This is a genomic window from Marinobacterium sp. xm-d-564 (genome assembly GCF_013283345.1).
Lineage (GTDB): Bacteria > Pseudomonadota > Gammaproteobacteria > Pseudomonadales > Balneatricaceae > Marinobacterium_E.
Map to the genome: position 1 here is coordinate 197,011 of NZ_WBYO01000001.1, position 25,768 is coordinate 222,778.

The 25,768-nt window shown below is 47.6% G+C and carries 29 protein-coding genes; 14 read left to right on the top strand and 15 right to left on the bottom strand.

Features of this window, described 5'->3' with window-relative positions; genetic code table 11:
* Window positions 1-4: 4 nt before the first annotated feature.
* The 3 genes from gatB to gatC are packed head-to-tail and all read right to left on the bottom strand — an operon-like array spanning window position 5 to window position 3,225.
* A complete protein-coding gene (gene gatB / locus XMD564_RS01010) occupies window positions 5-1,456 on the bottom strand; it encodes an Asp-tRNA(Asn)/Glu-tRNA(Gln) amidotransferase subunit GatB (RefSeq protein WP_173507650.1) in 1,452 nt (483 codons plus the stop codon).
* Between the two features lie 10 nt (window positions 1,457-1,466).
* Window positions 1,467-2,918, bottom strand: coding sequence for an Asp-tRNA(Asn)/Glu-tRNA(Gln) amidotransferase subunit GatA (gene gatA / locus XMD564_RS01015; RefSeq protein WP_173480501.1), 1,452 nt, complete (start codon window positions 2,916-2,918; stop codon window positions 1,467-1,469).
* 19 nt (window positions 2,919-2,937) lie between these two features.
* Window positions 2,938-3,225 (bottom strand): Asp-tRNA(Asn)/Glu-tRNA(Gln) amidotransferase subunit GatC, encoded by a 288-nt coding sequence (gene gatC / locus XMD564_RS01020; protein ID WP_173480502.1) that lies wholly within the window; start codon window positions 3,223-3,225, stop codon window positions 2,938-2,940.
* A gap of 195 nt (window positions 3,226-3,420) precedes the next feature.
* On the opposite strand from gatC, the gene XMD564_RS01025 reads away from it, so the two are divergent.
* The 6 genes from XMD564_RS01025 to XMD564_RS01050 are packed head-to-tail and all read left to right on the top strand — an operon-like array spanning window position 3,421 to window position 11,656.
* A complete protein-coding gene (locus tag XMD564_RS01025) occupies window positions 3,421-4,458 on the top strand; it encodes a rod shape-determining protein (protein WP_173480503.1) in 1,038 nt (345 codons plus the stop codon).
* Window positions 4,459-4,492: 34 nt separating this feature from the next.
* Window positions 4,493-5,329, top strand: a complete 837-nt coding sequence (mreC, locus tag XMD564_RS01030) for a rod shape-determining protein MreC (protein WP_173480504.1) — start codon at window positions 4,493-4,495, stop codon at window positions 5,327-5,329.
* Entirely contained in the window at window positions 5,322-5,813 is a 492-nt protein-coding gene (gene mreD / locus XMD564_RS01035) for a rod shape-determining protein MreD (RefSeq protein ID WP_173507651.1), read from the top strand. Before mreC ends, mreD begins: the two co-directional genes overlap by 8 nt.
* Window positions 5,813-6,397, top strand: coding sequence for a nucleoside triphosphate pyrophosphatase (locus tag XMD564_RS01040; protein ID WP_173507652.1), 585 nt, complete (start codon window positions 5,813-5,815; stop codon window positions 6,395-6,397). Before mreD ends, XMD564_RS01040 begins: the two co-directional genes overlap by 1 nt.
* A gap of 11 nt (window positions 6,398-6,408) precedes the next feature.
* Window positions 6,409-7,887: a ribonuclease G gene (rng, locus tag XMD564_RS01045; protein WP_173507653.1), complete on the top strand. Its 1,479-nt coding sequence runs from the start codon at window positions 6,409-6,411 to the stop codon at window positions 7,885-7,887.
* A 10-nt stretch (window positions 7,888-7,897) separates the two neighbouring features.
* On the top strand, window positions 7,898-11,656 hold the full coding sequence (locus XMD564_RS01050; protein ID WP_173507654.1) for a YhdP family protein: 3,759 nt from the start codon (window positions 7,898-7,900) through the stop codon (window positions 11,654-11,656).
* 9 nt (window positions 11,657-11,665) lie between these two features.
* On the opposite strand, the gene yjgA is transcribed toward XMD564_RS01050, so the two are convergent.
* Genes yjgA through XMD564_RS01110 form a run of 12 tightly spaced genes read right to left on the bottom strand, consistent with a single transcriptional unit; the run spans window position 11,666 to window position 20,381 of the window.
* Window positions 11,666-12,187 carry a ribosome biogenesis factor YjgA gene (gene yjgA, locus XMD564_RS01055; protein ID WP_173488568.1) on the bottom strand — a complete coding sequence of 174 codons (522 nt, stop codon included), beginning with the start codon at window positions 12,185-12,187 and terminating at the stop codon, window positions 11,666-11,668.
* A 2-nt stretch (window positions 12,188-12,189) separates the two neighbouring features.
* Window positions 12,190-13,545, bottom strand: a complete 1,356-nt coding sequence (mgtE, locus tag XMD564_RS01060) for a magnesium transporter (protein ID WP_173480510.1) — start codon at window positions 13,543-13,545, stop codon at window positions 12,190-12,192.
* 29 nt (window positions 13,546-13,574) lie between these two features.
* Window positions 13,575-13,844, bottom strand: coding sequence for an HPr family phosphocarrier protein (locus tag XMD564_RS01065; RefSeq protein ID WP_173483320.1), 270 nt, complete (start codon window positions 13,842-13,844; stop codon window positions 13,575-13,577).
* A gap of 8 nt (window positions 13,845-13,852) precedes the next feature.
* A complete protein-coding gene (gene rapZ, locus XMD564_RS01070) occupies window positions 13,853-14,713 on the bottom strand; it encodes an RNase adapter RapZ (protein WP_173507655.1) in 861 nt (286 codons plus the stop codon).
* Window positions 14,714-14,715: 2 nt separating this feature from the next.
* Window positions 14,716-15,174 (bottom strand): PTS sugar transporter subunit IIA, encoded by a 459-nt coding sequence (locus tag XMD564_RS01075; protein ID WP_173507656.1) that lies wholly within the window; start codon window positions 15,172-15,174, stop codon window positions 14,716-14,718.
* Between the two features lie 12 nt (window positions 15,175-15,186).
* Window positions 15,187-15,477 (bottom strand): ribosome hibernation-promoting factor, HPF/YfiA family, encoded by a 291-nt coding sequence (gene hpf / locus XMD564_RS01080; RefSeq protein ID WP_173483917.1) that lies wholly within the window; start codon window positions 15,475-15,477, stop codon window positions 15,187-15,189.
* A gap of 52 nt (window positions 15,478-15,529) precedes the next feature.
* Entirely contained in the window at window positions 15,530-17,029 is a 1,500-nt protein-coding gene (locus XMD564_RS01085; RefSeq protein ID WP_173507657.1) for an RNA polymerase factor sigma-54, read from the bottom strand.
* Between the two features lie 30 nt (window positions 17,030-17,059).
* Window positions 17,060-17,785, bottom strand: a complete 726-nt coding sequence (lptB, locus tag XMD564_RS01090; protein ID WP_173483918.1) for an LPS export ABC transporter ATP-binding protein — start codon at window positions 17,783-17,785, stop codon at window positions 17,060-17,062.
* A 2-nt stretch (window positions 17,786-17,787) separates the two neighbouring features.
* Window positions 17,788-18,297: a lipopolysaccharide transport periplasmic protein LptA gene (lptA, locus tag XMD564_RS01095; protein ID WP_173483318.1), complete on the bottom strand. Its 510-nt coding sequence runs from the start codon at window positions 18,295-18,297 to the stop codon at window positions 17,788-17,790.
* A complete protein-coding gene (gene lptC, locus XMD564_RS01100) occupies window positions 18,272-18,862 on the bottom strand; it encodes an LPS export ABC transporter periplasmic protein LptC (protein ID WP_173507658.1) in 591 nt (196 codons plus the stop codon). The genes lptA and lptC overlap by 26 nt, the downstream gene beginning before the upstream one ends.
* Window positions 18,859-19,395, bottom strand: a complete 537-nt coding sequence (locus XMD564_RS01105) for an HAD family hydrolase (protein WP_173507659.1) — start codon at window positions 19,393-19,395, stop codon at window positions 18,859-18,861. Before XMD564_RS01105 ends, lptC begins: the two co-directional genes overlap by 4 nt.
* Window positions 19,395-20,381 carry a KpsF/GutQ family sugar-phosphate isomerase gene (locus tag XMD564_RS01110; protein ID WP_173480520.1) on the bottom strand — a complete coding sequence of 329 codons (987 nt, stop codon included), beginning with the start codon at window positions 20,379-20,381 and terminating at the stop codon, window positions 19,395-19,397. The genes XMD564_RS01105 and XMD564_RS01110 overlap by 1 nt, the downstream gene beginning before the upstream one ends.
* A 181-nt stretch (window positions 20,382-20,562) precedes the next feature.
* On the opposite strand from XMD564_RS01110, the gene XMD564_RS01115 reads away from it, so the two are divergent.
* The 8 genes from XMD564_RS01115 (at window position 20,563) to hisG (ending at window position 25,768) form a co-directional block, all read left to right on the top strand.
* Entirely contained in the window at window positions 20,563-21,375 is an 813-nt protein-coding gene (locus XMD564_RS01115) for an ATP-binding cassette domain-containing protein (RefSeq protein WP_173480521.1), read from the top strand.
* A complete protein-coding gene (mlaE, locus tag XMD564_RS01120; protein WP_173480522.1) occupies window positions 21,372-22,154 on the top strand; it encodes a lipid asymmetry maintenance ABC transporter permease subunit MlaE in 783 nt (260 codons plus the stop codon). The genes XMD564_RS01115 and mlaE overlap by 4 nt, the downstream gene beginning before the upstream one ends.
* Window positions 22,154-22,612 (top strand): outer membrane lipid asymmetry maintenance protein MlaD, encoded by a 459-nt coding sequence (gene mlaD, locus XMD564_RS01125; protein ID WP_173480523.1) that lies wholly within the window; start codon window positions 22,154-22,156, stop codon window positions 22,610-22,612. The genes mlaE and mlaD overlap by 1 nt, the downstream gene beginning before the upstream one ends.
* A 1-nt stretch (window position 22,613) precedes the next feature.
* Window positions 22,614-23,234 (top strand): phospholipid-binding protein MlaC, encoded by a 621-nt coding sequence (locus tag XMD564_RS01130; RefSeq protein ID WP_173480524.1) that lies wholly within the window; start codon window positions 22,614-22,616, stop codon window positions 23,232-23,234.
* On the top strand, window positions 23,234-23,479 hold the full coding sequence (locus tag XMD564_RS01135; protein WP_173480525.1) for a lipid asymmetry maintenance protein MlaB: 246 nt from the start codon (window positions 23,234-23,236) through the stop codon (window positions 23,477-23,479). The genes XMD564_RS01130 and XMD564_RS01135 overlap by 1 nt, the downstream gene beginning before the upstream one ends.
* A gap of 106 nt (window positions 23,480-23,585) precedes the next feature.
* Window positions 23,586-23,825: a BolA family protein gene (locus XMD564_RS01140; protein ID WP_173480526.1), complete on the top strand. Its 240-nt coding sequence runs from the start codon at window positions 23,586-23,588 to the stop codon at window positions 23,823-23,825.
* 21 nt (window positions 23,826-23,846) lie between these two features.
* Window positions 23,847-25,109: a UDP-N-acetylglucosamine 1-carboxyvinyltransferase gene (gene murA, locus XMD564_RS01145; protein ID WP_173507660.1), complete on the top strand. Its 1,263-nt coding sequence runs from the start codon at window positions 23,847-23,849 to the stop codon at window positions 25,107-25,109.
* Window positions 25,110-25,123: 14 nt separating this feature from the next.
* Entirely contained in the window at window positions 25,124-25,768 is a 645-nt protein-coding gene (gene hisG, locus XMD564_RS01150) for an ATP phosphoribosyltransferase (protein WP_173480528.1), read from the top strand.

Here is a 25,768-nt window from a genome sequence, read left to right on the forward strand (position 1 = left end):
CCTGTTAGTCGCAAAGAGCATCCAGTTTAGATTTAAGTATGCCGGTGACCGCACCAGGGTTGGCTTTGCCACCGGATGCTTTCATGACCTGGCCCATAAAGAAACCTAACATTTTGCCGCGTTTCTCTGGTTCAGCGGCTTTGTATTGCTCAACCTGTGCTGTCGCATTGGCAATGACCTCGTCGATCATTGTCTCTATCGCACCGGTGTCAGTAACTTGCTTCAACCCTTTGGCTTCAATCACTTCGTCGGCGGTACCGCCTTCGTTCCATTGGATTTCAAAGACTTTCTTAGCAATGTTGCCAGAGATGGTGTTGTCCTTGATGCGAACCAGAAGACCGCCTAACTGCTCTGCGCTAACAGGGCTGTTATCAATGCTTAGATCGGCTGCGTTTAAGTTTTTGGCCAACTCTCCCATCACCCAGTTAGCAGCCAATTTGGCATCGCCACAACACTCAACCACTGACTCAAAGTAGTCCGCTTGGTTGCGATAAGCTGACAGAACACCTGCGTCGTATTCAGACAGAGCCAGTTCACTGATGAAACGCTCTTTTCGTGCGTCCGGCAGTTCTGGAAGCGTTAGACGAATGGCTTCTACATAGGCATCATCGACCACGACAGGAAGTAGATCTGGGCAAGGGAAGTAACGGTAGTCGTTAGCATCCTCTTTCGAGCGAATGCTTCGAGTCTCGTTTTTGTCTGGATCGTAAAGACGAGTCTCTTGTACTACTGTGCCGCCATCTTCGATTAAGTCGATTTGACGCTCTACCTCGGTGTCGATTGCGCGCTCAATGAAGCGGAACGAGTTGATGTTCTTGAGCTCGGTGCGAGTACCTAGGGTGTCACTGCCTTTTGGGCGAATGGAGACGTTACAGTCACAACGCATTGAGCCCTCGGCCATGTTACCGTCACAGATGCCAAGAGTGGTTACAATCGCATGGATCTTGCGAGCGTAAGCAGCGGCCTCTTTAGAGGTGCGCATATCGGGTTCAGAGACAATTTCGACTAGAGGTGTACCGGCTCGGTTAAGGTCGATACCGGATTGGCCGTGAAAATCTTCGTGTAAGGATTTTCCGGCATCTTCCTCTAGGTGAGCGTGATGAATACGAACACGACGTTCGCCATCTTCCGTTTCAATATCGACGTAACCTTCGCCAACAATAGGTGCTTCTAGTTGGGTTGTCTGGTAACCCTTGGGAAGATCTGGATAGAAGTAATTTTTGCGCTCAAAAACGGCACGTTTACCGATTTCGGCATTAATCGCTAAGCCAAACATGATGGCCATTTTCTGTGCGCCATCGTTGAATACCGGCAGTGTGCCCGGCAATGCCAGATCAACGGCGCACGCTTGTGTATTGGGTTCGGCACCGAAGGCAGTGCTAGCACCTGAAAATATTTTCGTATTGGTCGCGAGCTGAACGTGGATCTCTAGACCGATAACTGTTTCCCATTCCATATCGATCTCCTTATGCCGTAACCGGTGACAGGGTGTGCCACTCTGTATTTTGTTGGTATTGGTGAGCTACGTTCAATAGGCGAGCTTCGTCAAAGTAGTTCCCTATCAACTGAAGGCCAACAGGCAAGCCGTTTACCTGTCCACAAGGTACGGACATACCGGGAAGACCAGCCAGGTTTAACGACAGTGTGAAGATGTCCTCCATGTACATTGCGACAGGGTCATTCACTTTTTCACCAATGGTAAACGCAGGGCTTGGTGTTGTCGGCCCAACAATGACATCGACCTCTTCAAAGATGCGCATGAAATCTTGTTGGATTAAACGGCGAATCTGTTGAGCTTTGTTGTAGTAGGCGTCGTAGTAGCCGGCACAGAGTGCGTAGGTTCCAACCATGATGCGGCGTTTAACTTCAGAGCCAAAGCCTTCGCCACGAGTCCGTTTATAGAGGTCTTCCAAATCTTGTGGGTTCTCGCAACGGTAGCCATAACGTACGCCATCAAAACGTGACAAGTTTGACGATGCCTCCGCCGGAGCAATGATGTAGTAAGCCGGAATCGACATGCGTGTATTCGGAAGGCTAACCTCTTTGATTGTGGCGCCCAGCGATTCAAGCTGTTTGATCGCTGTCTCAATCTGAGCCGCCATTGCACTGTCTAAATCGGCACTCATAAACTCTTTCGGAACTCCGATTTTTAGGCCTTGAAGCGAGTTGTTGAGCGACGCAGTGTAATCCTCAGTCGGTTGTGCCGATGAGGTTGAGTCCATTGAGTCCTGTCCCGCCATGACGTTCAGCATAAGAGCACAATCCTCAGCACTGCGAGCCATTGGACCGCCCTGATCAAGCGAAGAGGCGTAGGCAACCATGCCGTAACGAGAGACGCGTCCATAAGTTGGCTTGATGCCGGTAATGCCACAGAACGCTGCCGGTTGGCGAATCGAACCACCTGTATCTGAACCTGTTGCTGCAGGTGTTAGTCGTGCTGCGATTGCAGCAGCAGAACCACCTGAAGAGCCTCCTGGTACACGGCTTGTATCCCAAGGGTTTTTACAAGCACCATAGAAAGAGCTCTCGTTGGTTGATCCCATCGCAAACTCATCCATATTGGTTTTACCCAACATAACGGCGCCCGCTGACTTAAACTTTGCTACTACGGTAGCGTCATAGGGGGACTCAAAGTTATCCAACATTTTGGAGCCACAACTGGTTTTGACGCCCTCGGTGCAAAACAGATCTTTGTGCGCGATCGGAAGTCCTGTGAAGGTGCCCGCTGTGCCCGCTGCAATACTCTCATCAGCTGCTTTTGCTTGCTGCAGAGCCAGTTCAGGGGTGGTGGTGATGAACGAGTTGTACTCGCTGTCACAACGGTTGATGCGATCGATAAACGCTTGGGTAAGCTCAACACTGCTCACAGTGCCATTGCGAAGGTCTTGAGCCAGTTCGCTCAGTGTTTTTTCAAACATATCTCTAATCCGAATCCTGTTACTCAATGACTTTAGGGACAAGGAAAAGCCCCTCTTCAACAGCTGGTGCAACCGCTTGAAGTTTATCTCGTTGATTCAGCTCGGTAACTTCATCAGCACGCAAGCGTTGGACTGCATCCAGTGGGTGTGCCAATGGCTCCACACCGTCTGTATTAATCTGCTGCATCTCATCAATAAGATTTAAAATGCTGCTTAGGTTTTCGGTGTAGGCCGGAATATCCTGCTCGTTCAACTCTAAACGGGCAAGATGGGCAATACGTTCAACATCGGAGCGATCGATGGACATGCTTAACCTTCTTTCTTTAAATGGTGTGATTGAAACTATTTTGCGGCTGTAAGAAGTGGAAAATAGTTTCGTAAAAACATTGTGATGGCGCGTAATCTATCACATTTGCGCCTTGCCCAAAATCCCCGTCGTTGCTAACATTCTTTGATTAATGAATTGGCTTCTAAAGTCATCGCTTATAAGGTTTTAAATCCAATGTTTAAAAAGATTCGTGGTCTCTTTTCTAGCGACCTTTCCATCGACCTGGGAACTGCCAATACGCTGATCTATCTTCGAGATAGTGAGATCGTGCTAGATGAGCCATCTGTAGTGGCTATCCGCCAGCAAGGCAACCAGAAGACCGTAGCGGCTGTCGGTACCGATGCAAAAAGAATGTTGGGTAGAACGCCAGGCAATATTACCGCTATTCGTCCATTGAAAGATGGTGTAATTGCTGATTTCCACGTGACTGAAAAGATGCTTCAGTACTTCATCAGTAAAGTTCACAACAACAGTTTTCTTCGTCCATCGCCTCGTGTTCTGATTTGTGTGCCTTGTAAGTCAACTCAGGTTGAGCGTCGAGCAATCAAAGAGTCTGCAGTAGGTGCAGGTGCTCGAGAGGTCTACCTGATCGAAGAGCCAATGGCGGCTGCGATCGGTGCTGGTCTCCCAGTTGATGAAGCAACCGGTTCGATGGTGGTCGATATCGGTGGCGGTACCACTGAGATTGCGGTGATCTCGTTGAGCGGTATCGTCTACTCTGAATCTGTTCGTGTCGGCGGTGACCGATTTGACGAGGCGATTGTTACTTACGTTCGTCGTAATTATGGAAGCTTGATCGGTGAAGCGACAGCCGAGCGAATCAAACAAGAGATCGGTACAGCTTACCCTGCGCCAGAAGTGTTAGAGATTGATGTTCGTGGTCGTAACCTGGCAGAGGGTATTCCTCGCATGTTTACGCTCAACTCGAATGAGATTCTTGAAGCCCTTCAAGAGCCACTTCAGTCGATCGTTCAGGCTGTTAAAGGAGCACTAGAACAGTGTCCACCTGAATTGGCAGCGGACGTTGCTGAGCACGGTATTGTTTTGACAGGCGGTGGTGCACTGCTAAGAAATCTTGATCGCCTTCTGACGGAAGAGACCGGCCTTCCTGTGATTGTGGCAGAAGATCCATTGACCTGTGTGGCCCGTGGTGGCGGTAAAGCACTTGAGATACTGGATAAACAGGGTTTTGAGTTACTGTCACGTGACTGATCTTTAATAACGGCAACGCGAAGGGTTTAAAGTCATGATCTTTAAAAGTGGTCCGTCGCGTTTGCTGTTTACTCTTCTCATAATCGTAGCGCTTTCTATCGTAGCGCTCGATCTTACCTCCAACAAATTTCGTGAAGGCAAAGCCTATCTAAACCTTGTTGCTACCCCCTTGCAGTGGTTGGTGGATTTGCCAGTCAAAATGGCAGGTGGCGTTTCAGATGTGGTGGTCAGTCGTGCCACACTGATTGCAGAGAATGATGAGTTGCGAACAGAAGCCATTCTGCTAGAACAAAAAGTGCTACAAAACGCGACTCTTGCCAGTGAAAATCGCCGTTTAAGAACTTTGCTGAATGCTCGCCAAAAGGTGGAGGAAGAGGTTCAGATGGCTGAGTTGATCGGCGTTAGCTCTGACCCTTTTCAGCATGAAATATTGATTAACCGCGGTGAACAGGATGGAGTTGTTATTGGGCAACCTGCACTGGACTCCGGCGGTATCATGGGTCTTGTCGTTGATCTTGCGCCCGTCACCAGTCGAGTCATGTTGGTGACTGACTCTAGATCCTCTGTGCCTGTTCAACTCTTACGTACGGGTTTCCGTACCCTTGCGCTCGGTAGTGGATCCACTACTGAGCTCAAACTGGACCACATCCCCAATACTGAAGATATTCGTATTGGTGACCTGTTGGTTACCTCAGGGTTGGGCGGCGTCTTTCCAATGGGTTACCCCGTCGCTGAGATAACCGAATTTAGACAGGAGCCTGGTCGTTCCTTTGCAGTGGTCAGAGCAAGGCCAACGGCAACGCTTGATAAGAGCCGCTATCTGCTTTTGGTTCAGCAGGTGAATGGACTAAAGAGGTTGGAGAGTGAGTGATCAAGCCTCTGGTGGTGGCTTTTTTGTCACACTGGCTACTTTTCTGCTAGCAATAACGCTGAGTCAATTTCCTTTGGAGAGCTCTCTGCAGTGGTTCCGGCCAGACTTCGTTCTGTTGGTTCTTTTCTTTTGGCTTATTTGGGCCCCCAATCGTGTTGGCTTAGTCTATGCGTTTTTTATTGGGCTATTACTGGATTTAATGCGAGGCTCAGTGCTCGGTTTAGGTGCTCTATCTCTGACTCTGATTGCCTTCATTACACAGTTACTGCACAGTCGGTTAAGAGTGTTTCCAATGCTTCAGCAGTCCTTTGTGTTGCTGCTGTTGGTGGGGCTGAATCAATTGATCTACTATTGGATGCAAGGTCTGGTTGGAAATTCTGCTGATACACTGCTGTTTCTTTTGCCGGCTTTGACCAGTGCGCTTCTCTGGCCATTCATGTTTATGACTTTGCGTCGCTTGGCACGATCCTTGGATTTGAACTAATGAACGTGGTTTTGGCCTCTCAGTCACCTAGACGACTGGAGTTATTAAAACAGATAGGGATCTCTCCAGAAGTGCATCCGGCTCATATCGATGAGACACCGCTGAGCGAGGAAACACCTGAGGATTATGTAAACCGCCTGGCACGCAATAAAGCCGAAGCCGTTGCACAACACTACCCAGGGGCTCTGGTAATAGGTTCCGATACCAGTGTAGTGATCGATAATCAGATATTAGGGAAGCCTGAAAGTTCTGATCACTTCTTTACTATGTTTAAACGCCTGTCGGGTGCCCAACATCAGGTTATGACTGCAGTGGCTATTTCTGATGGTCAACAGACTCGCAGCGAAGTGGTGATTACTCAGGTTAGCTTCTATCCTGTAAATAAGAGAGAGATGGAGCGCTATTGGCTCAGCGGAGAACCTCAGGATAAAGCGGGTGGCTATGGCATTCAGGGCTTGGGTGCACTGTTTGTCAAAGAGATTAAGGGAAGTTACAGCGCAGTCGTGGGTTTGCCGATCGCTGAAACTGGAAAGATTCTAGAAAAATTTGGATTCTCAGCGTGGACTCAAGGGTCTGTTGAGTAAGGAGTAAGGTTTTGGGTGAAGAGATACTGATTAACTTCACACCGATGGAGACTCGAGTCGCAGTCATTGAAAATGGCATGCCGCAAGAGATCTATGTTGAGCGTGCAAAACGTCGCGGGATTTTAGGCAATATCTATTTAGGACGAGTGGTACGAGTACTTCCAGGCATGCAGGCTGCATTTGTCGATGTGGGACTTGAGCGAGCTGCTTTCATACACGTTGATGAAGTCGTTGATCAATCTCTGACACCGGATGAGCGTGCTGCTCTCTCCATTGCTCAGGTGTTGCGTGAAGGCGAATCGTTGCTAGTACAAGTCACTAAAGACCCTATTGGCAGTAAAGGGGCTCGATTGACGACTCATATATCTCTGCCATCACGCTATCTGGTCTTAATGCCCGATGCCTCTCATATTGGGGTCTCTCAACGAATTGAGGATGAAGAGGAACGAGATCGCTTAAAGCAGATTCTCAGATCTGAGTTGATCCACCCTGACGATGAGACAGCTGAGCCTGAGTATGGTTACATTCTGAGAACTGTGGCTGAAGGCGTGACAGAGTTGGAATTAAAAGCCGATATCAGTTTCTTGCATCGCTTGTGGGAGAGTATTCAGAACCGAGTCAAAGGGGCGAAAGCGCCGGCAACCGTCTATGAGGACCTGCCGCTAAATATGCGAGCACTCAGAGACATGACTCATTCTGAGATTGAACGTATCAGAATTGATTCTAAAGAGACCTTTCAGCGTGCACAAAGTTTCGCTCGAACACTAGTCCCTGAAATTGAATCAAAGCTTGAGTATTACCCAGGCGAACGTCCCATTTTTGACCTATTTAATGTCGAAGAGGAGATGGAGAAGGCACTGGGCCGCAAGGTTGAGCTTAAGTCAGGTGGCTACCTCATCTTTGACCAAACCGAAGCGATGACTACGATTGATATCAATACCGGCGCTTTTGTAGGCCATCGCAATTTGGAAGAGACGATTTTTAAAACCAATTTGGAGGCTGCGACAGCGATTGGTCGCCAACTGAGGCTTCGTAATTTGGGTGGCATTATTATTATCGACTTTATCGATATGGAAGACCCAGAGCACCAGCGTCAAGTTTTGAGAACTCTTCAGCGACAGCTAGATAAAGATCACGCTAAATGCAAAGTGACCGGCGTATCCGAATTGGGGCTAGTTGAGATGACGCGTAAGCGTACTCGAGAGAGTTTAGAGCAGGTTCTGTGTGAAACCTGTGAGACCTGTTCAGGTCGAGGCATGATTCGTACGCCTGAGACGGTGTGCTATCAAATCTTTCGAGAGATCTTGCGTCAACATAGGGCCTACGATACCGACTCCTATTTGGTCATTGCGGCTAAAGCCGTGGTTGATTATTTGCTGGATGATGCATCAGACCATGTCGCTGAACTGGAGTCGTTTATTGGGAAAACGATTCGATTCCAGAGTGACACTCACTACAACCCAGAACACTTTGATGTGGTTCTGAGGTAGCGGGGAATTCATGGTTCGGCATACGCTTTGGGTCAGTTGGTGGGTTTTGATGGTGGCAGCACTGTTAGCCATCCTGCTAACGGCTGTGCGTCTAGCATTCCCTTTGCTGGGCGATTACCGAACTGATATTGCGGCTCAGCTTAGTCAATACCTTGGTATTGAAGTCACCATAGGCGAGCTAGAGACTGGCTGGCGCGGTCCCTATCCAACCTTTGAGTTCAAAGAGATCCATTCGGATATTGACTACCTCAAATCAAAGCAGATCGAGTTTCACCTCCAAAACATCTCGTTTGAATTCGATCCATGGCGTTCATTGATTGATGCTGCGCCTATTTTTCAACGGGTCACGGCACAGGGTCTGAATGTAAAGTGGCGTCAATCTGAAGGGCGGTGGTTAGCTGACTCGAATCAATCAAAGACCGATAATCGCGCAATCGATACGTTGATCGCTATTCTATTTGAACAGCCTTCCATCGAGTTTTCTGAATCACAACTTCATCTGATTCCAGAATCAGGTCGCTCTCGTTTCATCAATCTGGACAATATGTCTCTTGAAAGCAGTGAAACAGAGCATCAATTGAGCGGTAGTTTTTGGATGCCAGTGTTGGGTCAAGATAGTCGCATGCGTTTTGCGATTCAGCACCAAGGTCAATCCTCAAACGGTCAGCTACTATTACCTTTCTATGTTGAACTCGATAACATTGGCTCAGAGTTAGCCGATCTTGCAGGGGTCGAACAGCGCTTCTCTCTTAGTGCGAATGCGCGGCTATGGGGGCAGTTGCGTGGTGCCAGTCTGGATTATCTTGTCGGTAATTTATCAGCCAATAGCTTGCAACTGGTACTGCCCGATGAGCTTGGTGAGCTGGCACTAGAGCAGCTTTCAACAAATTTCTCTGTTCAGTCGGTTGATCGTGATTATCAGCTGCAACTTCAAGATTTTTCAGCCCTCTATCAAGGCAGTGAATTCACACTGCCAACGACTGCGATCGATTTAAGTACTGGCGTCAATGGTTGGACGGCAAACCGAATTCAACTGGCTGAGCTCAATCTATCAGACCTGTCGGCTCTTGCGCTGAACCAGCCTTTGGGTGATCAAAGCAGAGAGGTGATTAAATCGCTCTCTCCCGGTGGTTTAGTCAAAGGGTTAACCGTTGATCTTAGCCAAGGATTAGAATACCTCTCAGTAGTCGGTGAGTTGTCAGATGTGTCGGTCAAATCCTGGAAAGGTTCACCTGCTGCATCACAGTTGAATGGTTCGTTTTATGTTTCAAGTGACCGCGGCTGGGTAGATATTGACAGTCAGCAGCTTGTCATGGAATTTCCAACGGTCTACGACTGGGCATTGCCGTTTAATTTTGCGCAAGGACGTGTTAATTGGCAACTTCACAGTGATTATGCGGCCGTTGGATCTGATCTATTAGAGCTGGGTCTGAATAACATCCGAACACGAGGGCAGTTCTCGATCGATCTACCCTATGATAAAGAGCAACAAGCGCTACTTAATCTATCGATGGGGCTTGAGGGTGCAATAGCCCGAGAGGCACTCCTGTTAACTCCGCCTAAGGTTGTCGGTGAAGGGCTTTATAGCTGGCTAAACAGAGCGCTGATTCAAGGTGATGTCAAAGAGGCGGGTTTAGTTCTGGTGACTCCGACTAGGTCTGTGGCTGATAGACCTAAGCCATTGAGCGAACTCTACATTGCGGTAGAGAATACAACACTAGATTATCAATCACCCTGGCCCGTGTTGAACCGGGCTGAAGCGATCATTCATGCTCGAGATGGGTCCGCTCGTGTTCAGTTAGAGCAGGGCAGTGCCGCAGGCACTGAGATCGGTTTTGCAGATCTTTGGATGGAGAGCGGGTCGGGTGAACTCAAGACCTTGTTAGCGATTGAGGGTTCAGCGTTTGATTTGAACAGTCTATTTCACAGCCAGGCGTTGGCTAACAGTGTTGGCAATAAGCTAGGGGATTGGCAGATCTCTGGTAGTCATAAATCATTAGTGGATTTACAAGTTCCTCTCAAAGGAGGTTCCCCTAAACTGCAGGTTCAATCTGAGCTGAATCGTGGTGTTTTCATCTCCGAAACCCAACGGGTTGCCGTAACGGATATAGACGGTACTATTGATTTTGATTTAGAGAGCGGACTGTCGGCTGAGGGTTTGAAAGCAAGCTTCTTAGGTCGAACTTTTGATGTTGATATCTCAAGTGACTCAACCGCTACTGATATTCAGATTGCTGGTCGAATTGATTCTCAAAGATTGATGCAATGGGCTGGTATTCCTTTGTCAGGTGTTATCTCGGGTGAAATTCCACTCAACTCGACATTAAAACTTTGCTCTAAAGAGTGTCAATCGACTCTTAAATTGGAGTCTCAACTAACGGGTACCCGAGTAGATGCTCCAGACTATTTGGCACATCAATCTTCCGATATTAGCCGTTTGAGCCTTTTGATGACCTTGCAGTCATCACCAACCTTGCAGCTTAATTATGCTGATCGTTTAAAGGCCCATCTAAATCTAGGTGAGCTTTTAACCGGTAATATTCGTCTGGGCGGCAATCAGGCGAGCTATAAAATATCTGATCGCCTTCACATTGATGGATCCCTACCTTCAATTGAAGTTGAGGAGCTACTTGGGTTTATTGATGCTCTATCAGAGCCTAAAAATGGAACTAAAGAAAGGCTTTCCGTTACAACAGCCATCGAGATCGGACAGCTGAATGTTGGAGCTCTTAAATTTGAGTCAATCCTTGCTGAGGCGAGCAATCCTAACGATCGGTGGTCTATTGCACTGGATGGCCGTGATATTCAGGGTGTTATAGATTACAAGCTTGCAGATTCCAGCTTGGACTTAAACCTTCGCCACCTTCACCTGCGCACACCAGAGAGCGATCCATCGATAATAGAACCAGAAGTTCCATTGCCTGATCCGACACCCATCGAGGTGATCAGCAAAATACCTTCAACCAACCTTCTGGTTGAAAACCTTGTTTGGAATGATGATCAATGGGGGCGTTGGACAACCCATCTACTTCCATCAGGCAACAGTCTCTTGATCGATCAATTGGAGGCCGATGTCGCAGGTATCAGCTTAACCGGACAGGGGATCTGGTCAGTCGGTGAGGGCGAGCAGAGTCGCATTGCCCTGAGCGCAAAAGGTAGTAACCTTGCCGACTATCTTGAGTCGATGGGTGATCCAAGAGCGATAGAGACGAAAAGTCTCGCCGCTGAGTTTGCACTGAGCTGGCCTGGTGCACCTTGGTCATTCAGTCGTTATCGCCTAGGAGGTGATCTGCAATTTGACCTTCGAGATGGGCAGATTACTGAAGCAAAAGGTAACTCAGCGCTTCTTCGATTGTTCGGAATACTCGATTTTAACAATCTATTTAAACGTCTGCGCCTCGATTTTAGTGACCTTTATAAATCCGGTATCACCTTTGATAAGTTGGTCGGTAAGTACCATTTAGAGGGTGGGGTTGCTAAGACTCAAGAGCCACTTATTATGAGAGGCGCCTCGGCAGATTTGACTGCAGAAGGCTCTTTAAATCTAATCAATAAAACGGTGGATAAACGGGTCGATGTGATTTTGCCGTTAACCGGTAACTCACCGCTGGCCGCCGTTCTACTTGGGGCCCCTCAGGTGGCAGGAGCCCTGTTTCTTATCGACAAGTTGATTGGGGATAAGATCAACGAAGCGACTAAACTGAGCTATTCAATGACAGGCCCTTGGAGAGAACCTGTGCTTGAAATCATTAATAAGAGAGATCGTTAAGATTTATCCTCAAGACTCGTCATCTAAGTCACGAAGGTACTGAAATACCTTTCTGAAATTGGCCGGTGGCTTGTTCTCTTTGCGCTCTTTTTGAGCATTTCGAATCAAAGCTCGTAGATGCTGCATATCACAGTTTTCAAACTTCTCCATCACCTCAGAGAGCGCTGACTTGTCTCCGGCTATCAATCGTTCACGCAACTGCTCAAGTGCATGAAATTTCTGGTTATGAGCAGCGCTAGCTGAGTCGAATTGGTCAATGGCGACACGAATGGCATCGGCATCCTCTGTGCGCATCAATTTGCCGATGTACTGCAGTTGACGTTTTTTCGCACCATTAGAGGTGATTCTTGTCATCTCTGCACAGGCCTCTGCTAGGCGTTCAGACATGGGGACTTTCGCTTGTTGATCAAGTCGTAACTCAGTGATGCGACCACCCAGTTTTTGAAGCTCTTCAGCTTCTCGTTTAACCTGGCTGCGGCTGACGAGTTCGATCTCTTGATCACTCTCTTTTGAAAAATTTTTACTGCTCATAATTAACCGTAGAAAAAGGTGGCTAGTCCGAGGAAGGCAAAAAAACCTACCACGTCTGTAATGGTGGTGAGTAATACACCCCCGGCTAGTGCTGGATCGATTCCCGCTTGCTTAAGGGTCAGTGGCAGAAGGCTGCCTGCCATAGCGCCCGCGACTAGATTGATCACGATGGCCATTGCGATCACTATACCGATGGTCATATCTTGGAACCAGAGGACAGCAATGGCGGCCACTACAACAGCCCAGAGTGACCCGTTGATGATGCTAACGATTAACTCACGGTTAAACAGCCAGCCAATATTGTGTCTTTCAATGTGTCCAAGTGCTTGGCCACGAATGACAAGAGTGAGGGTTTGACTGCCGGCGATGCCACCCATTGAGGCGACGATGGGCATCAGTACTGCCAAGGCTACAACCTGATCGATGGTGGCTTCAAACAGGCCAATGACGGCCGAGGCCAAAAAAGCGGTAATAAGGTTAATTCCCAGCCAGACTGCACGACGGCGACTGGTTTTTAGTACCGGAGCAAAGGTGTCTTCATCCTCGTCCAGACCGGCCATGCTCATCAGTGAGTGATCGGCGTCTTCTCGAATGACGTCGACTACGTCATCGATGGTGATACGACCTAGAAGCTGTCGATCCTCATTGATAACAGGGGCCGAGATCAAGTCGCGCTGTTCGAAGATTCGAGCTACCTCTCGTTCAGGAAGATCGGCAGGGATTGCATGGTCATTCTCGGTCTTCATGATTTCACGAACCAGCATCTGTGGGTCTGAAATAAGAAGTCGAGTAATAGGAAGTACACCGATTAGTGCGTTGCGTTTGCGACTCACTACGAAAATACTGTCGGTACTGTCAGGAATCTCACTGTGTCGACGTAGATAACGAAGCGCCGTCTCAACCGTAATATCAGGTCGAATGGTTACCGTATCGGTATTCATCAGACCGCCGGCCGTATCATCAGGATAGGAGAGTACCGCTTCAACACGTTGGCGATTCTGCAAATCCATGTTTTGCAGCATCTCTTGCATGACCGTGTCAGGAAGTTGCTGAAGAATATCGGCTAAGTCATCGACATCGAGTGACTCTGTCATCGCCAAAATTTCTGCCGCGTCTAAATCGCTGACAATTTCAGCCTGAATATCTTCACCGAGGTGTTGTAGAACCTCACCCTCTATCTCTGGGTTGAGCAGGTTCCATACAATGCGACGTTCGCGAGGAGGGGTTTTCTCTAGAAGGTGAGCAACTTCCACAGGCCGCATGCCCTTGTTGAGCATGTAGCGAATCTGTTTGAGATTATCTGATTGAAGGGCTTCGCTTAACGTATCTAGAGCGATCGGTGCTTCGTCCGTACTCATGCAGCCCTCCTTTACGAGTAGGTTAGTCTCTACTCATCTTCGTCAAAACGGTTATTTATGATCTCAATCACGGCATCCATCGCGGCGGATTCATCAGCGCCATCCGTTTGTATGATTAGATCTGTTCCTTGGGATGCAGCCAACATCATAATGGCCATAATGCTTTTAGCATCGACTGTTTTGCCATCTTTTGTGATTTTGATGTCACAACCAAACTTACCTGTTACGCCAATAAGTTTAGCCGCTGCACGCGCGTGTAGTCCCAATTTGTTGATTATAGTAACGTTTTTTTCAATCATTGCGAAACTTATTCTGATAATTCTCGATGGCGTACTTGGATGTTATCCATTCTGTCAGCAAAGCGAGATGCAAGGCTCTCCGCAATGTATACAGAGCGATGTTGGCCGCCCGTGCAACCAATGCCAACAGTAACATAGCTTCGATTATTTGTTTTGAAATGGGGAATCCACTTCACAATGAACTGCTCTATGTCATTAATCATTTCATTCACTTCATCGGAAGCGTTGAGAAATTTTTTAACCGGTTCATCTTTCCCAGAGAGAGGGCGCAACTCTACAAACCAGTAGGGGTTAGGAAGCACCCTGACGTCAAAGCTGAAATCAACATCTAATGGAACGCCGTGCTTGAAGCCAAAGGATTCAAACTGCAAAGAGAGCGCTTGCTCTTTACGCTGTGCTACCCTCAATTTAATGGTGTCACGCAGTTCATAGAGTGAAAGCCGAGTGGTATCAACTCTCATGTCTGCAGAACTTGCGATGGGTTCAAGCAGATCTCGTTCTAAGGCTATTGCCTCTTCCAGTCCAATATCTTGGTCGCTCAGCGGGTGTTTTCTTCGAGTGGCGCTGTACCGTTTCAATAGGGTCGCTTCTGATGCGTCAAGATAAGTGATCTCGATGCCTATATCTTCTCTAGCCCTCAAGGATTCCATGATCTCTGGGAAGGCTTTTAGGTCGGTATGCTGGTTGCGGGCATCAATGCTCACAGCAATCAGGGGTGCGTTATTCTGGTCGTTAAGCATCTGCTCGACCAGCGCTGGCAATAGTGTCGCCGGTAGGTTGTCTATGCAGTAGAACCCTACATCTTCAAGTGCTTGCAAGGCGGTACTCTTCCCTGAACCACTGCGACCTGAGATGACAACGACTCTCATGATCAGACCTTTGATAGCTCAGTTGCTTTATTGAGTAGGGCCTCAGAATTCGTGCAGTCTCTAAGTGAATTAAGGGCTTCGGGCTTGCTGAACAGCTCTGCTAGACCAGCTAGTGTCTTAAGGTGCTCATCATTTCCATCATCGGGCACGATCAGTGCGCAGACAAGATCGACCGGCGCTGAATCGATTGAATCAAAATCGACACCGCCATCGAGTGTGATTAAGCAGGCCGATGCTGTTGAACAGCCCGGAATCCGACAGTGTGGTATACCCACGCCAGAGCCAATGCCTGTACTGCCTAATCGCTCACGATTAAGAAGGCCTGTAAAAATTTCATCTTCTGTTACGCCATCAACTGAAGAGGCCAGCTTTTTGCTGGCCACTTGTAGAAGGCGTTTTTTACTGGCGACTGACTCCCGGCAGGCGGTTGTTTCAGTCGTCAGTAGGTCACCTAGTTGCATGTTGTCGTTCGTTTATTTGTGAGATTTCATTTTTTCTTTGTGCTTGATGATTTGGCGATCAAGCTTATCCACTAAGCCATCAATCGCTGCATACATGTCATCATGCTCATCAGAAGCAACCACTTGGCCACCGGCTAAGTGAATATCAGCCTCGGCTTTTTTACCCTGCTTTTCGACACTGAGAGTAACTTGTACATTCTGAATGTTGTCGAAGTGACGTTCTAGCTTATCGAACTTGTTACGTACGTATTCACTTAGAGCTTCAGTCAGGTCTACGTGATGACCAGTAATATTTATCTGCATATGACTTCTCCTCGTCTTAGGCGGAGTGAAAAAATGAGGCCGCCTACCTCAATTAAACCAAACGCTTTCTCTCATTTGAAGGTGGAATGTTGAGAACTTCGCGATATTTAGCAATGGTTCGTCTTGCAACATTCACCCCCTCTTCATCTAGTAGTGTAGCAAGCTTACTGTCACTTAGTGGCTTGCGAGGGTCTTCTTTTGAAATTAGTTTTTTAATGATTGCTCGGATCGCAGTTGACGATGCACCACTGCCGTCACTGGTAGCCACCTGACTCGAAAAGAAATACTTCAATTCAAAGACACCGCGCGGGGTGTGCATGTATTTTCGAGTTGTAACACGGGAGATGGTGGATTCATGTAGATCAACGGCTTCAGCAATATCGTGAAGAATAAGAGGCTTCATCGCCTGTTCACCCTGCTCGAGAAAACCGATCTGTCTGGAAACGATCTCCGTTGAAACCTTTAAGAGGGTCTCGTTGCGGCTTTGTAAGCTTTTTATGAACCAGCGTGCATCCTGGAGATGGTCTTTTAAAAATTGGTTCTCCGCGGAGTTGTCTGCACGTTTAATCATGCCTGAGTAGACATCATTGATACGTAACTCAGGAACTACGTCGTTATTTAAAGTGAGTGTCCACTCCCCAGCGCGTTTACGCACGATCACGTCCGGTACGATGTAATCAGTATCACCCAGATCTAAAGAGTCTCCTGGTGTTGGGTTAAGTGATTGAATCAACCTAACCACCTCTGACAGTTGCTCCTCTTTGAGCCTCATACGGCGCATCAAAGATTTAAAATCTCGACTGCCCAACAGGTTTAAATAGTCGGTCGCTAGGCGCAGTGACTCTGCGCGCCAAGGTGTCTCTATGGGTAGCTGTCTTAACTGGATTTTCAAACACTCTGCAAGATCACGGGCACCGACACCGGGTGGGTCAAACTGTTGAATGCGGTGAAGTACTGTCTCCACCTCATCCATTTCCACTTCAAAAAAGAGTTCAGGTAGTTCCTCTTGGCAGTTAAGAAGAATGTCCTGCAGATCGGTGATCAGATAGCCACGATCATCGATAGAGTCGATAATCATCTCAGCAATGTATCGATCAACATCGCTGAAATTAACCAGATTCAGTTGCCAGTTAAGGTGGTCTTGGATGGTTTCAACCGCAGCGTCATTATCACCTGGCATCCAATCATCATCACGATTGGAATTTGAAGAGCTTTGGTAAGTATCGTCCCATTGACTGTCGGTTGAAAGCTGTTCAGGGATGTCATCAGTAGACCAGCTATCTTCCGGCTGAGACGATTCGAACGTCTCTTCGATCTCTGAATTAGATTGGGTCTCATCTAAGGTTGATGACTCTTTTTGCTCAATGCTTTGAGAGTTCTCTTCACTCTGATCTTCTTCATCGGCTACCTCCAGTAGTGGGTTACTATCGAGTGCCTCTTGAATCTCTGTCTGTAGCTCTAAGGAGGAGAGTTGCAGCAATTTGATCGCTTGCTGCAATTGTGGGGTCATGGACAGGTTCTGTCCGACTTTGAGCTGTAAAGAGTGCTTCATTAAAATGATAATTACTTAAAAGTGTGAGAGTTACAAGCGAAAATCATTGCCCAGATAAGCCTCTTTAACGGCTTGATTCATCATGATCTGCTCAGGCTCACCCTCTGCAAGAATGTTACCCTCACTAACGATGTAAGCCCGTTCGCAAATGTCGAGAGTCTCTCTGACATTGTGATCTGTTATCAGGACGCCAATACCTCGATCTTTAAGGTGTCTGATTGTCTGTTTGATGTCGCTGACAGAGATGGGGTCTACACCAGCAAAAGGCTCGTCCAGTAGGATGAAGTCAGGATCGTTTGCTAGGGCTCTTGCAATCTCAACTCGGCGTCTTTCACCTCCGGATAGGACCATCCCTTTGGACTCTTTGATGTGAGTGATATGAAACTCTTCAAGCAGTGACTGAGCTTTCTGGTGCTGTTGATCTTTGGTGAGATCTTTTCTCTGCTCCAGTATGGCCATCAGATTGTCGTAGACACTCAGCTTTCTGAATACAGAGGCCTCTTGCGGAAGATAGCCTAAGCCGCGTTTTGCGCGCTCATGAATAGGCATTCTAGTGACGTCGTCGCCATTGAGACGAATGTTGCCTCGATCCGCTCTGACCAGACCTACAATCATATAGAAGCAGGTTGTCTTACCCGCTCCGTTGGGCCCAAGCAATCCTATAATCTCACCGGGCTCAACAGTGACGGACACATCTTGAATAACAGAGCGTCCTTTGTAGCTTTTGGCTAGGTGGAGGGCTTCGAGTGAACTCATGGTTAGTTATCTTTTTTAGGCTGAAGAACCATTTTGACACGCTGGCTTCCGCTCTCACTGCTAAAGGCTTTTACTTTAGAGTTCGCCATGTCGTAATTAATTTTAGCCCCAGTGAACTCGTCACCACCCTGAGTCACTCTAGCGTTCCCCGTAATTAACAGCAGTTGAGAGCTTACTGTGTAATCCAGAGTTGAGCCGGTTGCATAGGTAATCTCTTGGTCCAGTTGAGGGCGTTGTTCGAAGTAGGCTGGAGCACCTTTTGAGATGATCTGATTGATGGTGTCATCATTACCACGTAACAGATCGACGGTTTCACCTTTAAGCACCATTGATCCCTGGGTGATGATGACGTTGCCTGTGTATCGAGTGACTCCTTTGGCCTCATCAATATTAGCTGAGTCTGCCTCAACGTAGATAGGCTCGTCTCTATCGGTTGGCAGCGCTAAAGCTGATCCACTAAGAACAACTGTAAAGGCTAGAAATAGGTTACTGGTCAGTGCTCGAAGCGACATAGGCCCCCCTCACGGTTGAATGAAGATCTAAGGTGTTTAATTCCGTATTCAGTGTCATGCCAACCCCTTTGGTTGAACCCTGGTTGTTCAGAAATTCGACGGCTACATCACTGGTCGCCAGATTCTGTTCTGGAAAGTAGCTCAACTGCTCTGTGAAGAGTGCAGTGTCTTTCTCAGAATCTGGATTATGGTGAAGCTCTACACTGCCTTCAAGGTCTAGTTGACTGTTGTCGTCAGCAAAAAAGCCCAGATCAGCATTGATGGTGTGTTCAGTCGTGCCATCTTGGCGATAGCCTACGGAGAAAGGTGTTGTTAACTTCATCTGTTCTGAGTTAACTAAATGCTCTGCTCGCGGGGTGTGGGTGACAGAGCTTAGATTGCCCGCTTCAGACCAACGAGTGAGAGTGGCGTCAGTTACAAAAAAATCAATTCTGTTTGGGTTCTCTTTAAGGAGTACGCCCTCTTCAATATCGCCTTGATTCAATAACAGTGTGAAGATCAAAAAAAGAGCAATCAACGTCGACGCAATGGCTAATCGAATTTTCGCTCTGAGATTAGTGATCACTTAAATCGCTCCAACGCGTTGTCTAGCGTACCTTGGCAAGCCATGATCAATTCACACAGCTCACGTGCAGCTCCGCGACCGCCTGATTGAGTCGTAATATGATCAGCGTTCTCTTTTACGAGCCAGTGACCGTTCGGAACGGTGACCCCAAAGCGTGCGGCTATAATGGCAGATAGGTCAGGTAAGTCATCGCCGATATAGGCCGTGTTTGAAGCGTTGTAACCGGTGTTTTTCCAAAGCTCTTGAAGCGCGGTCAATTTATCTTCTCGGCCTTGCTGTATGTAATTGATGCCCAGTGACTCAGCGCGTTGGATGACTTGATTAGATTGTCTACCGGTAATGATGGCGGTTTTTACGCCGGATTCCGTTAACAGCTTTATGCCAAGGCCGTCCAGTATATTGAAGCTCTTAATCTCACTGCCATCGGCTAGGAAGCTAAGATTGCCCTCGGTCAGTATGCCATCAACATCCATCACCAGTAGTTGAATGGGTTTGATTAGTGCTATCTGTTCTTCTGTTGGATTGGGACGCATTAGATGACCCCTGCTTTTAACATATCATGCATGTTCAATGCCCCAGCAACTCTCCCTGTCTCATCTAAAGCAATGAGTGCATTAATTTTTTTATCTTGCATGATCTGTAAAGCTTCGGCGGCTAACATCTCAGGCGTCACCGTTGTGAAACTCTTTGTCATGACAGAGTCGATTGAGGCTTGATTCAGATTAACGCCCTGGTCAATGGCACGGCGGAGGTCCCCGTCGGTAAAAATGCCAAGAGGTTGGAGTTCTTCATCCACAACGGTTGTCATTCCCAGGCGTTTTTGGGTGATCTCCAAAAGCGCTTCTTGAATGGGAGTGCCTGGTGCAACTGAGGGAACTTCGTCTCCAGAGTGCATTAAATCACTCACTTTCAACAGCAGTCGACGACCCAGCGCACCGCCGGGGTGTGAAAAGGCAAAATCTTCTGCACTAAATCCTCTCGCCTCTAAAAGAGCCGTTGCGATCGCATCGCCAAGCACCAGTTGTGCGGTTGTACTGGAGGTGGGGGCAAGATTAAGTGGGCAAGCTTCGCGTTCGATAGGGGTCACAAGGCTGATATCAGCACTGGTTGCCAACGCTGAATGGGGTTTAGAGGTGATTGAAATGAGCGTAATCCCTTTGCGTTTAAGCAGAGGTAAAATAGTAACGACTTCGTTGGATTCACCTGAGTTGGATAGGGCAATGACAACATCTTCTTTCGTGAACATGCCCAGATCGCCATGACTCGCCTCGCCTGGGTGCACAAAAAACGCGGGTGTTCCGGTGCTTGCTAGAGTTGCTGCTATTTTGGTGCCAATGTGCCCTGATTTGCCCATGCCAGTCACGATGACACGTCCTTTGCAGTTCAAAAGAGAGTGACAAGCTTGGTTGAACGCCTCTCCAAGAGAGTCATTTAGGGCTTGTATAGCCTCTTGCTCAATCGAGATGGTCTGTTTGCCTGCGCTCACGTAATCGAATCGAGTGGTATTGGAGTCGGACAAGGGTCGAGATCCTTAAGTTCGCGTTAATACTGTTTAATTTACAGTATATTACTGTTTTTATAAGTGACTGTCCGGTAAAGAGTCTCGATATTTTTCTCTTAATCTAAAGGTCTGCTTGATAAGCTATGTTTTTAGACTAGAATTCTACCAATATTTTCTATTTATTCATCGATAGGCACTGATGGCTCAATTAAATGACACACATATCGAAGTGAGTAATCTCAGCTTTTGGCGTGGTGAACGAAAGATCTTTGATGATCTATCGTTAACCATTCCTCGCGGCAAGATCACAGCGATCATGGGGCCCTCAGGAACGGGAAAAACGACCCTTCTTAAATTGATTGGGGGACAGCTTACGCCTGATCAGGGCTCGATTAGAGTCGACGGTGACAATGTTCACTCTCTTTCACGTCGCCGTCTCTTCGAGTTACGGGCAAAAATGGGGATGCTGTTTCAAAGCGGTGCTCTATTTACGGATATGTCAGTAGCTGAAAATGTCGCCTTTCCTTTAAGAGTTCACACAGATTTACCCGAAAGCGTTGTTCGAGATCTGGTTTTGATGAAGTTGAATGCTGTCGGCTTGCGAGGTGCCAGTGAACTTAAGCCAGCTGAGTTATCAGGGGGTATGGCAAGGCGGGCTGCATTAGCTAGGGCAATAGCCCTTGATCCGGATTTCTTGATGTATGACGAGCCCTTTGCAGGACAGGATCCTATTGCCATGGGCGTTCTGATTAATTTGATTTCTCGTTTGAACAGGGCGCTTGGTCATACATCAGTCATAGTCTCGCACGATATCCAAGAGACCTTGAGCATTGCAGACTACGTCTATCTTATCTCTGATGGGAAGGTGCTGGCTCAAGGTGCACCTGATCAACTCAATGGTTCTGAAGATCCGCGCGTTGAACAGTTCATGAAAGGTCGACCTGATGGCCCCGTTCCTTTCCACTTTCCAGCTCCCTCTTTCAAAGATCAGTTGTTTGGTGGCTCACAATGATTCAGTTTCTGCAACAATTGGGCGCTAAAACTCTTAATCGCGTGGCTGCAGTGGGTCGTGCAGGGCAGTTATTGAGTCAATCTCTAATTGCCAAGCCAGCACCTGTGATGATGTTGCCGCTGTTGGTTCGCCAGCTCTATTTCATTGGTGTGCTATCGCTGGTCATTATCATCGTATCGGGTCTGTTTATCGGAATGGTACTCGGTTTGCAGGGCTACACTATTCTGGTGGATTACGGTTCAGAACAGGCTGTAGGTCAGATGGTGGCGCTGTCGCTGGTTCGTGAGTTGGCCCCTGTGGTTACTGCACTGCTATTTGCTGGACGAGCGGGTTCCGCGGTCACTGCTGAAATTGGTTTGATGAAGGCGACCGAGCAGTTAGCCAGTTATGAGATGATTGGTGTCGATCCCATGCGACGCATTATTGCTCCGCGTCTCTGGGCAGGTTTTATCAGTATGCCTTTACTGTCGATGATTTTTGCGATCGTAGGTATCTGGGGTGGATCTTTAGTCGCTGTTGACTGGCTAGGTATTTTTTCTGGAAGTTTCTGGGCCAATATGCAGGCTTCAGTCAGCTTCTCTGAAGATGTTTTAAATGGTGTAATCAAATCGTTGGTATTTGGTTTTGTAGTGATCTGGATAGCTGTTTTTCAGGGTAATGATTGTGTGCCAACGTCAGAAGGCATCTCGCAGGCGACCACTCGCACAGTTGTCTACTCTTCGCTGGCTATACTAGGGTTGGACTTTCTTCTAACCGCAATGATGTTTGGAGATTTTTAATGCGTTTTCGTGCCCTCGAAATCAGTGTTGGCGCACTTATCCTCGCCGGTATTTTGGCTCTTGTCGCTCTGGCAATAAATGTCAGCGGTTTAAACCTCTCTCAGAAGGGGACAGGCTACACCGTCTATGCTCGCTTTGACAATATTGGGGGTCTAACTGAGCGTGCAAAAGTCTCCATGAGCGGTGTTCAAATTGGTCAGGTTTCAGCTATTCGCATTGATCCTAAGCGCCTGATGGCCGAAGTGGAGATGCAGATCTTTGATGATGTTGACTACCTTAGCATTGATAGCTCAGCGCAAATTCTAACGGCAGGTCTTTTAGGGGAGAAGTACATCGGTATTACCCCTGGGTTTGAAGATGATCTTTTGGAAAATGGTATGACGATTGAAGATACGCAGTCAGCACTAGTGCTTGAAGAGATTGTAGGTAAGTTCCTGTTTAATAAGGTGAGTGAGTAACATGTTAGGTCGTTTTATTTTTCTGGCTACTCTCTTGATGGGGACGTTATCTCCTGCGCAGGCTAATTGGGACTCTGCCAGTCAGATCATGGAGACAGCGACTGCGGATATGCTCGCCTTGGTTAATGATGAGCGCCTTCGACAGCCAGAGAATGTTGATGAGTTGATGGGGGAGATCGATAAGCTGGTCGGTGAGTCGGTTGATTTTGAGTACATTGCGAAATCGATCATGGGTAAATATTACCGCCGCGCTAGTGACAAAGAGGTCGCTGATTTTGCGGTCGTTGTGAAAAGCACTCTGCTTAGAACTTATGCCAAAGCAGTCGTTGGGTTCAACTTTAAAGAGTTTGAAATCATCCCTCCAGTTGAGCAAAGCCCAGATCCCGACAAACAGATTGTCAACGTGAATGTCTCTGCGGAAGATGGAACGGTTTATTCTCTTCTTTACTACATGGTTTACAAAGATGACCGTTGGTTATTGGTCAATGTGGTTGTCGATGGTATTAATCTGAGAATTACCTTCCGTAACCAATTTGCTGGCTTGATGGAGCAGCATGGAAAAATTGCTAAAGTGATCGAGCAGTGGTCTGAAGCGATGTCTGATAAAGTGTCAGGTGCCTAATGGATCCGGTGTTTAAGATTCAAGGTGAGTTGACTCGTAACACCTACAACCAAGTTGTTGAACAGGTTTGCTCTGCTATTGCTGCAGGAGCAAGCGCGATCGATCTATCTAATGTAACGAAAGTCGATAGTTGTGCGGTCGCCTTGTGGGTAGAGATCAAACGAAATAACGCCAATATTGAGTGGGCCAATCTTCCAACTCAGATGGAGACCATTGCGGACCTAGTGGGCGTTGATATTCAATAATCTGTAGTGTTCGTTTTGAATGCATTTATAGGGCCTTGATAGATGATATCAGGGCCCTTTTTCGTTATTATACGCGGCTAAATTTAAGGATTATCTGGAGATTACTATGCACGCTGATGAAGTGAAGCAACTGGTTGAGAGTCAGCTTGAGGGTTGTACGGTCCATACGGCGGGCGAAGGCTGTGATTTTCAGGTAACGGTTGTTGGTGAAATGTTCTCCGGAATGAGTCCGGTTAAGAAGCAGCAAGCGGTATACGCTTGTTTGACTGATCAAATTGCATCAGGTGCTATCCATGCTGTTTCCATTAAAACGTTTACTCCAGATCAGTGGGAGTCACAGCAGTAATTAATCTGCTTAGGTAATCAGATGGATAAATTAATCATTGAAGGTGGCGCTCGTTTAGACGGCGAAGTGTGGATCTCTGGTGCAAAGAACTCTGCGCTACCGATTCTTGCTGCAACCCTAGTCGCCAGTGAGCCGGTCACTATATGCAATCTGCCGCATTTGCATGACATCACCACCATGCTTGAGCTGCTGCGTCGTATGGGCGTTGAGCTTACCGTGGGTGAGAAGATGAGTGTTGAGCTTGATCCCACTACGATCACCGAATTCACAGCACCTTATGAGTTGGTGAAAACTATGCGTGCTTCAATTCTCGTATTGGGCCCTCTGTTAGCGCGACATGGTCGTGCACAGGTTTCCCTGCCTGGTGGTTGTGCCATTGGTAGTCGTCCGGTCGATCTTCACCTGCGTGGATTGGAAGCGATGGGGGCTCAGATTGAAGTCATGGATGGCTACATTGATGCTCGTGTTGATGGCCGCTTAAAAGGGGCTACGGTCTTTTTTGATACTGTGACGGTAACCGGTACTGAAAACATCCTATCAGCTGCAGTTTTAGCTGAAGGTGAAACGATCATTGAAAACGCGGCACGTGAACCCGAAGTGGTCGATCTAGCCAACTGCCTTATCGCTATGGGCGCTAAAATTTCAGGTGCTGGTACAGATACGATTCGTGTTCAGGGTGTAGAGACTCTTAAAGGGTGTACTCACTCAGTTATGCCGGATCGCATTGAGACCGGTACTTACCTAGTCGCTGGCGCTATCACTTCTGGTCGAGTGCGTACCCGTAATACTCGCGGTGATATTCTTGAAGCGGTTTTGAAAAAGCTTGAAGAGGCTGGTGCCAAGATTACACAAGGTGATGACTGGATCGAGCTGGATATGGAGGGCCGCCGTCCGAAAGCGGTGAGCATTACAACCGCTCCATACCCAGCGTTTCCGACCGATATGCAAGCTCAGTTTGCAGCGCTTAACAGCATTGCTGATGGTGTGGGTCGCATCAAAGAGACTGTCTTTGAAAACCGCTTTATGCACATTCAAGAGATGATTCGTCTTGGAATGAAAGTCGTTGTTGATGGCAACACTGCAACCATTGAAGGTGTAGAAAAACTTAAAGCGGCACCGGTTATGGCGACAGATCTACGAGCATCAGCAAGTCTTGTACTTACAGGGTTAGTTGCAGAGGGCGAGACTCCAGTGGAGCGCATCTACCACATTGACCGTGGATACGAGTGTATCGAAGAGAAGATGCAGTCCTTAGGCGCTAAAATTCGCCGTGTTCCTGCTTAATAATTGGATTAGTGATGAAAGAGCAATTAACCATAGCGTTGTCTAAAGGTCGAATTCTTGAAGAGACCCTACCGCTTTTTGCTGCAGCGGGCATAGAGCCGACTGAAGATATTTTTAAAAGCCGAAAGCTCATCTTTGATACTAATCACGAGAACATCAAGCTAGTGGTGATTCGTGCGACCGATGTTCCAACCTACGTTGAGTACGGTGGTGCTGACATGGGTGTTGCCGGGAAAGATGTTTTAATGGAGCACGGCGGGGCCGGACTCTACGAACCCTTAGATTTAGAGATCTCAACCTGCCAACTACGCGTAGCAGGAATGAAAGATGCTGAAGCGGTTGAAGGTCGCATGCGTGTCGCTACCAAGTTTGTCAACGTGACTCGTGAATACTTTGCCCGTCAAGGACGTCAGGTTGACATTATTAAGTTATACGGCGCGATGGAGTTGGCTCCTATCATGGGTTTGGCCGATCGTATTGTAGACATCGTCGATACCGGTAACACATTACGTGCCAATGGCTTAGAAGCGATGGATCACATTGCTGATATCAGCTCTCGTCTCGTAGTAGGGCAGCCCTCTATGAAGATGAAGTACGATCTGATTCAACCAATTCTTGATCAACTAACACAAGCGGTTATTGATAAACGTGGAAAGTAA

What these genes read in the sequence shown, in the direction of transcription:
- gatB (WP_173507650.1), bottom strand. Translation starts at nt 1,456, where the DNA reads ATGGAATGGGAAACAGTTATCGGTCTAGAGATCCACGTTCAGCTCGCG.
- gatA (WP_173480501.1), bottom strand. Translation starts at nt 2,918, where the DNA reads ATGTTTGAAAAAACACTGAGCGAACTGGCTCAAGACCTTCGCAATGGC.
- gatC (WP_173480502.1), bottom strand. Translation starts at nt 3,225, where the DNA reads ATGTCCATCGATCGCTCCGATGTTGAACGTATTGCCCATCTTGCCCGT.
- XMD564_RS01025 (WP_173480503.1), top strand. Translation starts at nt 3,421, where the DNA reads ATGTTTAAAAAGATTCGTGGTCTCTTTTCTAGCGACCTTTCCATCGAC.
- mreC (WP_173480504.1), top strand. Translation starts at nt 4,493, where the DNA reads ATGATCTTTAAAAGTGGTCCGTCGCGTTTGCTGTTTACTCTTCTCATA.
- XMD564_RS01040 (WP_173507652.1), top strand. Translation starts at nt 5,813, where the DNA reads ATGAACGTGGTTTTGGCCTCTCAGTCACCTAGACGACTGGAGTTATTA.
- XMD564_RS01050 (WP_173507654.1), top strand. Translation starts at nt 7,898, where the DNA reads ATGGTTCGGCATACGCTTTGGGTCAGTTGGTGGGTTTTGATGGTGGCA.
- yjgA (WP_173488568.1), bottom strand. Translation starts at nt 12,187, where the DNA reads ATGAGCAGTAAAAATTTTTCAAAAGAGAGTGATCAAGAGATCGAACTC.
- mgtE (WP_173480510.1), bottom strand. Translation starts at nt 13,545, where the DNA reads ATGAGTACGGACGAAGCACCGATCGCTCTAGATACGTTAAGCGAAGCC.
- XMD564_RS01065 (WP_173483320.1), bottom strand. Translation starts at nt 13,844, where the DNA reads ATGATTGAAAAAAACGTTACTATAATCAACAAATTGGGACTACACGCG.
- rapZ (WP_173507655.1), bottom strand. Translation starts at nt 14,713, where the DNA reads ATGAGAGTCGTTGTCATCTCAGGTCGCAGTGGTTCAGGGAAGAGTACC.
- XMD564_RS01075 (WP_173507656.1), bottom strand. Translation starts at nt 15,174, where the DNA reads ATGCAACTAGGTGACCTACTGACGACTGAAACAACCGCCTGCCGGGAG.
- hpf (WP_173483917.1), bottom strand. Translation starts at nt 15,477, where the DNA reads ATGCAGATAAATATTACTGGTCATCACGTAGACCTGACTGAAGCTCTA.
- XMD564_RS01085 (WP_173507657.1), bottom strand. Translation starts at nt 17,029, where the DNA reads ATGAAGCACTCTTTACAGCTCAAAGTCGGACAGAACCTGTCCATGACC.
- lptB (WP_173483918.1), bottom strand. Translation starts at nt 17,785, where the DNA reads ATGAGTTCACTCGAAGCCCTCCACCTAGCCAAAAGCTACAAAGGACGC.
- lptA (WP_173483318.1), bottom strand. Translation starts at nt 18,297, where the DNA reads ATGTCGCTTCGAGCACTGACCAGTAACCTATTTCTAGCCTTTACAGTT.
- XMD564_RS01105 (WP_173507659.1), bottom strand. Translation starts at nt 19,395, where the DNA reads ATGCGTCCCAATCCAACAGAAGAACAGATAGCACTAATCAAACCCATT.
- XMD564_RS01115 (WP_173480521.1), top strand. Translation starts at nt 20,563, where the DNA reads ATGGCTCAATTAAATGACACACATATCGAAGTGAGTAATCTCAGCTTT.
- mlaE (WP_173480522.1), top strand. Translation starts at nt 21,372, where the DNA reads ATGATTCAGTTTCTGCAACAATTGGGCGCTAAAACTCTTAATCGCGTG.
- mlaD (WP_173480523.1), top strand. Translation starts at nt 22,154, where the DNA reads ATGCGTTTTCGTGCCCTCGAAATCAGTGTTGGCGCACTTATCCTCGCC.
- XMD564_RS01130 (WP_173480524.1), top strand. Translation starts at nt 22,614, where the DNA reads ATGTTAGGTCGTTTTATTTTTCTGGCTACTCTCTTGATGGGGACGTTA.
- XMD564_RS01135 (WP_173480525.1), top strand. Translation starts at nt 23,234, where the DNA reads ATGGATCCGGTGTTTAAGATTCAAGGTGAGTTGACTCGTAACACCTAC.
- XMD564_RS01140 (WP_173480526.1), top strand. Translation starts at nt 23,586, where the DNA reads ATGCACGCTGATGAAGTGAAGCAACTGGTTGAGAGTCAGCTTGAGGGT.
- murA (WP_173507660.1), top strand. Translation starts at nt 23,847, where the DNA reads ATGGATAAATTAATCATTGAAGGTGGCGCTCGTTTAGACGGCGAAGTG.
- hisG (WP_173480528.1), top strand. Translation starts at nt 25,124, where the DNA reads ATGAAAGAGCAATTAACCATAGCGTTGTCTAAAGGTCGAATTCTTGAA.